This window comes from Deltaproteobacteria bacterium HGW-Deltaproteobacteria-18, from assembly GCA_002841885.1.
Lineage (GTDB): Bacteria > Desulfobacterota > Desulfovibrionia > Desulfovibrionales > Desulfomicrobiaceae > Desulfomicrobium.
Genome location: PHBE01000006.1, coordinates 157,058 through 164,895, shown reverse-complemented (window position 1 = coordinate 164,895; position 7,838 = coordinate 157,058). Strand labels below are relative to the sequence as shown.

Below are 7,838 nucleotides of genomic sequence, written 5' to 3'. Positions count from 1 at the left end.
CAAATACAAGGTGCACACCATCGTCTTTTTCATCTTCCTGGTGGCCAACATCGGCGGCAGTCTCACGCCTTTGGGCGATCCGCCGCTGTTCCTGGGCTTTTTGAAGGGCGTGTCCTTCTTCTGGACCACCCAGCATCTTTTCGTTCCTTTTGTGGTCATGTCGATCATTTTGCTTGGCCTGTATTTCGTCATCGACACGGTGCTTTTCAACAAGGAAGGCCGCCCCGAGTCTCCCGACGCGGGGCAGGACGGCAAGCTGCGCCTGGAAGGCACCTTCAATCTGCTGCTGCTGGCCGGTGTGGTGGGCGGCGTACTCATGAGCGGCATGTGGAAGCCCGAGGGCGGGGTGACCGTTTATCATGTTCACATGGAACTGCAGAATATCGCCCGCGACATCCTGCTGCTGGTCCTGGCCTTTGTCAGCCTCAAGACCACGGCCGCCGAAATCCGCCGCCGCAACGAGTTCAACTGGGAGCCCATTGTCGAGGTGGCCAAGCTCTTTGCGGGCATCTTCATCACCATGATTCCGGCTATCGCCATCCTGCGCGCCGGCATGGACGGCGCCCTGTCGAGCCTCATTTCCCTGGTTTCCGTCGACGGAGTGGCCAACAACGCCATGTATTTCTGGCTGACCGGCGCCCTGTCGAGCTTCCTGGACAACGCTCCGACCTATCTGGTCTTTTTCAATACCGCCGGTGGCGATGCGCAATTCCTGATGGAACACGTGCACACCCTCATGGCAATTTCGGCGGGCGCGGTGTTCATGGGTGCCAACACCTATATCGGCAACGCCCCCAACTTCATGGTCCGGTCCATCGCCGAATCAAGCGGAATCAAGATGCCCAGCTTCTTTGGCTACATGGCTTGGTCCGTGGGCATACTGGTCCCCTGTTTCGTGCTCATGACCTTTCTTTTCTTCCGTTAATCGCAAGCTAAGAGGCGGCCCTGCCGCCGCGGAGGTACTGCTATGATAAAGGTTGAACGTGTATTGATCCCGGTGGATGGCTCGGATTCATCCAGAAACGCGGCCAAGTATGGAACGCAGCTGGTCAATTCCAGACATCCCAAGGTATATCTTCTCAATGTCTGGGAGCCCGTCAACATGACCATCGGCGGCGAAATGGCCGAGAAGTTGCGCGCCAACGCCGAGGCCAGGTCCATGGCAATCCTGGAAGAGTTCAAGAAGATGCTTGAGCCTTGCGGTATGGAAGTGGAGCTGATTTCGCGCAGCGGCCGTCCCGACTATGTCATCCTGAACGCGCAGGACGAGCTGGATTGCGATCTGATCGTCATCGGTTCGCGCGGGCTGTCGGTGCTCGAGAATGTGATCATGGGCAGCGTGGTCACGCGTGTGCTTGAAGGGGCGTCGTGTCCGGTGCTGGTCACGCGCAACCTGCGCGGGAAGTATCTCAAGGATGCCTGCGGCATCTGATTCCAGCATGCATGAAAAATGAAGAGGCCGGCTCCCTTTGCGGGGAATCGGCCTTTTTTATCTGGTGGTCAGTCCGTATTTCTTGAGGCGGTATTGCAGCGTGCGGCGGCTGATGCCCAAGGCCTGGGCGGTGCGTTCGCGGTGTCCGGCGTATTTGCGGAGGGTCTCTTCCAGGGCATGCCGTTCGGCTGTCTCAAGCGGACTTTCCCCGGACTGAACGACTTGCGTGGGGCGGGACGGCGGGGCGGGAGCCAGCAGATGATCCGGGAGGTCCCGCAGATCCAGAATGTCCGTGCGGCAGAGGATGAGTGCGCGCTCCAGGACGTTTTCAAGCTCGCGCACGTTGCCTCGCCATTCGTGCCGTCCCAGCGCGTCCAGAAATTCACGGCTGACGGTGCGAACCGGGCGGTTGTTTTTGCGGCCGAGCTTCTCCAGCAGATAGTCCACGAGCAGCGGGATGTCTTCGATGCGTTCACGCAGGGGCGGAATGCGTATTTCGAGCACGTTGAGGCGATAATAAAGGTCTTCGCGGAATTTGCCCTCGGCGATCATGGCCGGGAGGTCGCGGTTTGTGGCCGCGATGAAACGTACGTCGATGCTGACCGGAGTCACGCCGCCGAGGGGTTCGACGATGCGTTCCTGCAAGGCGCGCAGGATCTTGGCCTGCAGGGTCGGCGGCAGCTCCCCGATTTCATCGAGAAAGAGGGTCCCGCCACCGGCCAGCTGGAAGCGGCCGGGCTTGTCCTGGGCCGCGCCGGTGAAGGCGCCGCGCACATAGCCGAAGAGTTCGCTCTCGAGCAGGTTTTCGGGCAGGGCCGCGCAGTTGACCTTGACCAGCGGACCCTTGGCCCGCGCACTCTGCTCGTGCAGCAATTGGGCAACAAGTTCCTTGCCCGTGCCCGATTCTCCGAGAATGAGCACGTTGGCTTCGCTTGGCCCCACCTGTTCGATGAGGTCAACGACCTTGCGGATCTCCTCGCTGTTGCCGATGATTCTGGTTTCCTGCAGCCGCCCGATCTGTTTTTTGAGGTCGCGGTTTTCGCGGGTCAGGCGTACATGTTCCGCCGCTTTTTTGACCACGGCCAGCAATTCGTCGTTGTCTGTCGGCTTGGTCAGATAATCCCATGCGCCAATTTTCATGGACTCCACGGCGCTGCTCACGTTGCCGAACGCGGTCAGCATGATCACCGGGGTCGTCATCCCTTCCTCGTGCATTTTCTGCAGCACATCGAGGCCGCTCATGCCCGGCATGCGCATGTCCAGCAAAACCACGTCCACGGGCTTGGCGCGCAATGTGGCCAAGCCGGACGAGCCGTTGTCCGCCTCCAGCACCTTGAAGCCTGCGTCGCCGAGGACGACGCGGACCATGAGCCTGTGCGCCGGTTCGTCATCGATGACGAGGACAGTGGACTGTGTGGTCATGTGCTGCTCCCGGTTTGGTTGGCGGGGAAGAAGAGGGAGACGATGGTGCCTCCGGCCGTCGGTGTTTCAATCTGGATGCTGCCGCCATGCTCCTGCATGATGGTATGGACAATGGCCAGCCCAAGGCCCGTACCCTTGTCCCGGGTGGTGAAGAACGGCTCCAGGGCGTGTTCGCGCTCTTCCGGGCTCATGCCTGCGCCGTTGTCCCGGACGCGGACCCAGGTCCCGTTGTCGCCGGCCTCGGCCCAGAGTTCGATCAGGCCGCCATTCTCGGGCAGGGCCTCCACGCTGTTCATGATCAGGTTGATCACGGCCTGCTTCAGGGCGTCCCGGTCGGCCTGCACGGTCTTGGCGTCTGTCCATTGCTCCAGACGGCCGTTCCTGGCGCCTGCGTCCATCGACAGAAGAGTATGCACTTCCCCGAAAATCTCTGCAAGAGGCACCTCGGCGAAGCTCAGCTGCCTGGGCCGGGCCAGGAAGAGCAGATCGGTGATGACGCGGTTCAGGCGGTCCGCTTCCTGGACCATGGTCCGAGCATACAGTTCTTCGGGGTCGCGGCCGGCCAGCTTCTTGGCGAAGAACTGGGCAAATCCGCGCAGGGCCGAGAGCGGGTTGCGTATTTCGTGGGCCACGCCCGCCGCCATGCGGCCGATGGCGGCCAGCTTTTCATTGCGGTGCAGCTCCCGCTCAAGACCGGCCAGTTCGGTGCGGTCGCGAATCAGCACAAGGCTCTGCTCCGATCCATCCTTCAGGGGCAGTTGCAGAATTTCCAGATGCCGGTCGGCAGCCTTGATGGTTTTCCATTCCTGGCCCGGCTGCTTGTCCGGTGCCAGGCCAAGATTCGAGAAAAGATTGGAGAGCGGCTGATCGACGGGGCTCATGCCGCCCATGAGACTTATGGCCGCCGGATTGGCCGCCACGACCTTGCCCTCCGCGGAGAGTGTCAGCAGGCCGTCGGGCATGTTGTCCAGCAGGCGGGCGTTGAAGGATTCCAGGCGTTGCAGGCGCCGGTGTTGTTCGTTGCGTTGCAGGAAGCCCAGGAGCAGAATCCAGAAGACGATGGTCACTGCCAGGATATATCCGGTTTGCAGGATGGCCGTGCGCTTGTACTTGCCGAAAGCCGCCAGATGGTGGGTCATGTCGACGCCGATGAGCAGGAGCGGCGGCTGCTTGTCCGGCGGACACTGGCCGTCGGGACAGGAGGGAGCCGTGGTCAGGTGCGAGATGCGGCCCAGGACCATGATGGGCTGGCCTTCGAAGTTCATTTCGCCGCTCCACTCCCCGGCGATGCCGATGCTCGCCCAGGCGATGGTCGGCAGTTGGCCCTGGATCGCCTTTGGATCATTGTGCGAGGAGAGCAGGATGTGCCCGAGTGGGTTGTAAAGGCCGATGAAGCGGGCATCGGTGCGCTTGATGTAGTCCTGGAGCAATTCCTTGGCCAGGGTGCGATGAAGATGCAGGAGGGTGTTGGTGTGTTCGGGGGTCGCGGGCAGCTGCAATTCCCGGCGGAGATTGATTTCTATGCCGGCGGCAATGGCCCGGGCCGTGACCAGGGCATGTTCGTGAAAGGATTCCTGCTGCTGGCGCAGGTTCCGCCACGTGGAAAAGCTCAGCGCCAGGCCCAGGACGAACACGGCCATGGTGGCCATCATGATGGTGCGATCGCTGCGTGAGGGGAGGACGAGTTCCATGGCCTGCCTTTCTCAAGGAAAAGGCAAAGGCCGCAGGGGGTACGGCCTTTGCCCTTTTCAAGGGAGGGAAGAGAGAGGATTTACATGGTTTGTGCGGCTGGGCATCCGGGGGAAGAGCCGGCGTCTGGACTTGCGCCGCTGGAGTGTGCTCCGCACCCGGAATTGCCGCCGCAGCCTCTGCCTGATTCGAGCGGACCGGGCTTGCCGGCGATTTCGGTCAGTTCCACGCGGTAGTCCGCGTTGAGCCTCTCTTTTTTCGCCTGCAGTTCGCTCACTTCGGCCACGGCCTTGTCAATGGCGGTTTTGTCGGCAGGGGTTGCCGCGAACAGGGCTTCCATGGCTTTGTGCTTGGCAAGGATTTCCTTGTGGAGGGCAAAGAGTTCCTTGTGATGCACATCTGTAAGCTCCTGAACTTTCTGTTGCTGTTCGGGAGTCAGGCCGGACATGAAGTCCTGGTAGTGTCCCTGTCCCGGACAGCCGCTCTTGTAGGCCTGGGCCCCGGCTGCGAGGGCCAGGACCAGCGTGAGGGCGAGTATGAGGTGTTTCAAGTACATTTTAAGTCTCCCTTTTCAACAACATTCTGGAGGTAGCGGAATGTCTTTGGTTGATTTTCGATTAGCAGTCGCCGTGCCAAAAGATTAGATTCTTTTATTTCAGAATGTTATGATTTCGGTACGTGTTCAGCGAAGACGAATTGCGCACCTCTTTTTGCACAAGACGTGTATGTGTGCAAAATGTTGCATTTTGCTCGGTATTGCCATTGACGGGGAAAGGATTACTTTTGAAGCCTGATCAATTGAAAACAGCCTGTTCCAAGGTTCAAGGAGGTCCATATGTGCAAGGGTTGCGGATGTTTGAGAGGAAAGACCAGCACGACAGTGGTCAAGCATGACCATGATCATACCCACGGGGATCTGACCCACAGTCATCCCCATGACCATGATCACGACCATACCCACGATGAGCATGCCCCAGTGGCTCATGAGGATCACAAGCATTAGGATAGAAGGGATCGTCGGTTCCAGGGCCGCCTGCCACGAGTGGGGGGCCTTTTTTCATCTTTTGGGGAGGGTGCGTGCATAAAACGGGAATGATCGTGCTCGGGCACGGCAGCAGGCGCAAGGAGGTTTCCTTGCAGTTCACGGCCATGGTGGAGCGGGTTGCGAGCCGAATCCGGGGCGTGCCGGTTCTTCCGGCCTTTTTCTCCCTGGGCGAGCCGACCCTGGCCGATCAGGTGCGGGAACTTGTGGCGCAGGGCTGCGACAGGATCGTGGTCATGCAGTATTTTCTCTACAACGGCGTGCATATCGAACAGGACATTCCGGAAATGATAGCCGCCTTGCGGGGTGAATTTTCCGGGGTCGAATTTGTGATCCAGCCCACCCTGCAGGATGATCCCGCCCTGGAGCGCCTCATCGCTGACCGTCTTGCGGCGGATGCGGGCCGCTGATTCTGTCATGAAACCTTCTCGCCTTCGTCTCCGACACGCAACACGCCGGCCCTAGTGTGCTTCAACGGCAAGAGGCTGGGTTCGGGTGTTCCGGATGGACCGGCTTGCCACACACAATGGAGGTCTCCATGTCGCGTGTCTGTCATATCCATCAGGGAATCGAGCTTCAGCTGCGGGAAAAATTCAGGAAGATCGAAAAGGAAAACGAGGTGTTGCGAGAAGCCATGAGCCAGAACAGGGCGCTTGAGCCAGACCTGGCCGATCAGGCCAGTTCCGCTTCCTCCCAGGACTGGAACATGATACGCTACAATCGCAATGTTAAGCTGCTCAAGGACATCACCATCGCCCTCAAGGCCATCGACAACGATTCCTACGGGATCTGCGAAATGTGCGGTGAGCATATTGCCGACCGCAGGCTCCTGGCCATACCGAGCGCGCTCTTCTGCATAGAGTGCCAGGAGATGATCGACAGGCATCCCGGCGAATTCGGGCGTACCGGACTTGGGGACGGGGTTCTGGCAGCAGTCTGATCGGCCGCCTTCTCCCGTCAATGGTCCGGACCGGGACCACAGGTCCCTAAGGATTGAGCCGTCCATGCAGAAGAATTACGTACTTGATACCAATGTGCTCATTGACAACCCCCAATGCATCCGCGCTCTGCGCAACGGCCAGGAGAACCGGGTCATCCTGCCGTACACCGTGCTGCGAGAGCTGGACAAGCTCAAGCGCGAGCCGCGTGTGGCCCATATCGTGGCCCAGGCCATTGCCGCCCTGCAGGACGACCCGGATGTCTTGTTCCTTCCGCCCCGTGTGTTCACGGACGCGGAGAGCAAGAGCGGCGATGACCTGATCCTCGACGAGCTCAAAGACAGCGGCGTGGATGCGCCCATTCTGGTCACCAACGACCGTATCCTTCAGCTCAAGGCCCGCATTCACTCCATCGCCAGCGAAGGCTATCGCGATTCCAATCCGTTCCGTTCCGAATCACAGTCCTACACCGGTTTTGTGCGTGAGGGCGAGCCCTCTTTTCCCAACAGCTTCGCCTGGATTGGCGGCCAGCCATACATGCACGCCACTTCCGGGCCCCGCTTCGTCGACTTTCAGCACAACGTCTGGAACGTGCGGCCGCGCAACGTCTATCAGAACCTGGCGCTGGAGCTTCTGCTCGACGATGCCGTGAATCTGGTCACCATCCAGTCCGAAGCCGGATACGGCAAGACCTTCCTGGCCCTGGCCGCGGCCCTGTACATGGCTCTTGAGAAGAAGGACAATCCGTACCGCAAGATCTATCTCGTCAAGCCCGTCATTGAGATAGGCGCCAAGCTCGGCTATCTGCCCGGCGATCTTGAGGAGAAGATGGCTCCTTACGTGCGCTATATCGGCGATCTGCTCATGAAGCTGCACGACCTGCGTCCGGCCAACCGAATCTTCGCCGACAGCGAGGGCGGCAATTTCAGGTACAATCCCAAGCGGTTCGAAATTCTGCCCATCGCCTTCATCCGGGGCATGAACCTCGAAAATGCGGTGGTCATCGTCGACGAGATGCAGAACCTCTCACGCACGGAGACAAGGGCGCTTTTGACCCGCATGGGCGAAAACGTGAAATGCATCTGCCTTGGGGACACGCGCCAGGTCGACAACCCCTACCTGAACGAGTCCAACAACGGGCTGAACTGGACCGTCAAAATGCTCAAGGGGCTGCCCGCATACGGCCACATCGTCCTCAAGGGCGAACGCTCGCGCGGGCCGATCACGGACATGGTCATAAAGACCGGTCTCTGATTTGAGGGGGAGCTGGAGGTCAGATGTAAAGTTCCGGGGTGCCCAGAAAAGCGGAATCGAA

At 59.8% G+C, this 7,838-nt stretch carries 9 protein-coding genes; 5 read left to right on the top strand and 4 right to left on the bottom strand.

Going from position 1 to position 7,838, the window contains the following annotated elements; translation table 11 throughout:
- The coding region (locus tag CVU60_06980) for a sodium:proton antiporter (protein ID PKN42420.1) at positions 1-925 on the top strand (925 nt) is incomplete at its 5' end.
- A 42-nt stretch (positions 926-967) separates the two neighbouring features.
- Positions 968-1,432, top strand: a complete 465-nt coding sequence (locus tag CVU60_06975; GenBank protein ID PKN42419.1) for a universal stress protein — start codon at positions 968-970, stop codon at positions 1,430-1,432.
- 57 nt (positions 1,433-1,489) lie between these two features.
- Here the strand turns inward: CVU60_06975 and CVU60_06970 are convergent, their stop codons facing one another.
- The 4 genes from CVU60_06970 to CVU60_06955 form a co-directional block, all read right to left on the bottom strand.
- Positions 1,490-2,854 (bottom strand): sigma-54-dependent Fis family transcriptional regulator, encoded by a 1,365-nt coding sequence (locus CVU60_06970; protein ID PKN42418.1) that lies wholly within the window; start codon positions 2,852-2,854, stop codon positions 1,490-1,492.
- Positions 2,851-4,545, bottom strand: coding sequence for a hypothetical protein (locus tag CVU60_06965; GenBank protein PKN42417.1), 1,695 nt, complete (start codon positions 4,543-4,545; stop codon positions 2,851-2,853). Before CVU60_06965 ends, CVU60_06970 begins: the two co-directional genes overlap by 4 nt.
- A gap of 80 nt (positions 4,546-4,625) precedes the next feature.
- Positions 4,626-5,099 carry a hypothetical protein gene (locus tag CVU60_06960; GenBank protein ID PKN42416.1) on the bottom strand — a complete coding sequence of 158 codons (474 nt, stop codon included), beginning with the start codon at positions 5,097-5,099 and terminating at the stop codon, positions 4,626-4,628.
- A 126-nt stretch (positions 5,100-5,225) separates the two neighbouring features.
- Complete coding sequence (locus CVU60_06955) at positions 5,226-5,543, bottom strand: hypothetical protein (protein PKN42415.1); 318 nt, start codon at positions 5,541-5,543, stop codon at positions 5,226-5,228.
- A 92-nt stretch (positions 5,544-5,635) separates the two neighbouring features.
- Here CVU60_06955 and CVU60_06950 point away from each other — a divergent pair, with 92 nt between their 5' ends.
- The 3 genes from CVU60_06950 to CVU60_06940 all read left to right on the top strand — a co-directional run bounded on the left by CVU60_06950 (position 5,636) and on the right by CVU60_06940 (position 7,777).
- Positions 5,636-5,995 carry a hypothetical protein gene (locus CVU60_06950; protein PKN42414.1) on the top strand — a complete coding sequence of 120 codons (360 nt, stop codon included), beginning with the start codon at positions 5,636-5,638 and terminating at the stop codon, positions 5,993-5,995.
- A 116-nt stretch (positions 5,996-6,111) separates the two neighbouring features.
- On the top strand, positions 6,112-6,525 hold the full coding sequence (locus CVU60_06945; GenBank protein PKN42413.1) for an RNA polymerase-binding protein DksA: 414 nt from the start codon (positions 6,112-6,114) through the stop codon (positions 6,523-6,525).
- Between the two features lie 64 nt (positions 6,526-6,589).
- Positions 6,590-7,777, top strand: a complete 1,188-nt coding sequence (locus CVU60_06940; GenBank protein ID PKN42412.1) for a phosphate starvation-inducible protein PhoH — start codon at positions 6,590-6,592, stop codon at positions 7,775-7,777.
- The last annotated feature ends 61 nt before the right edge of the window (positions 7,778-7,838 follow it).

Excerpts from the sequence above, each read along its gene's own strand:
- CVU60_06970 (PKN42418.1), bottom strand. The coding sequence starts at position 2,854 with ATGACCACACAGTCCACTGTCCTCGTCATCGATGACGAACCGGCGCAC.
- CVU60_06965 (PKN42417.1), bottom strand. The coding sequence starts at position 4,545 with ATGGAACTCGTCCTCCCCTCACGCAGCGATCGCACCATCATGATGGCC.
- CVU60_06950 (PKN42414.1), top strand. The coding sequence starts at position 5,636 with ATGATCGTGCTCGGGCACGGCAGCAGGCGCAAGGAGGTTTCCTTGCAG.
- CVU60_06940 (PKN42412.1), top strand. The coding sequence starts at position 6,590 with ATGCAGAAGAATTACGTACTTGATACCAATGTGCTCATTGACAACCCC.
- CVU60_06975 (PKN42419.1), top strand. The coding sequence starts at position 968 with ATGATAAAGGTTGAACGTGTATTGATCCCGGTGGATGGCTCGGATTCA.
- CVU60_06955 (PKN42415.1), bottom strand. The coding sequence starts at position 5,543 with ATGCTTGTGATCCTCATGAGCCACTGGGGCATGCTCATCGTGGGTATG.
- CVU60_06945 (PKN42413.1), top strand. The coding sequence starts at position 6,112 with ATGGAGGTCTCCATGTCGCGTGTCTGTCATATCCATCAGGGAATCGAG.
- CVU60_06960 (PKN42416.1), bottom strand. The coding sequence starts at position 5,099 with ATGTACTTGAAACACCTCATACTCGCCCTCACGCTGGTCCTGGCCCTC.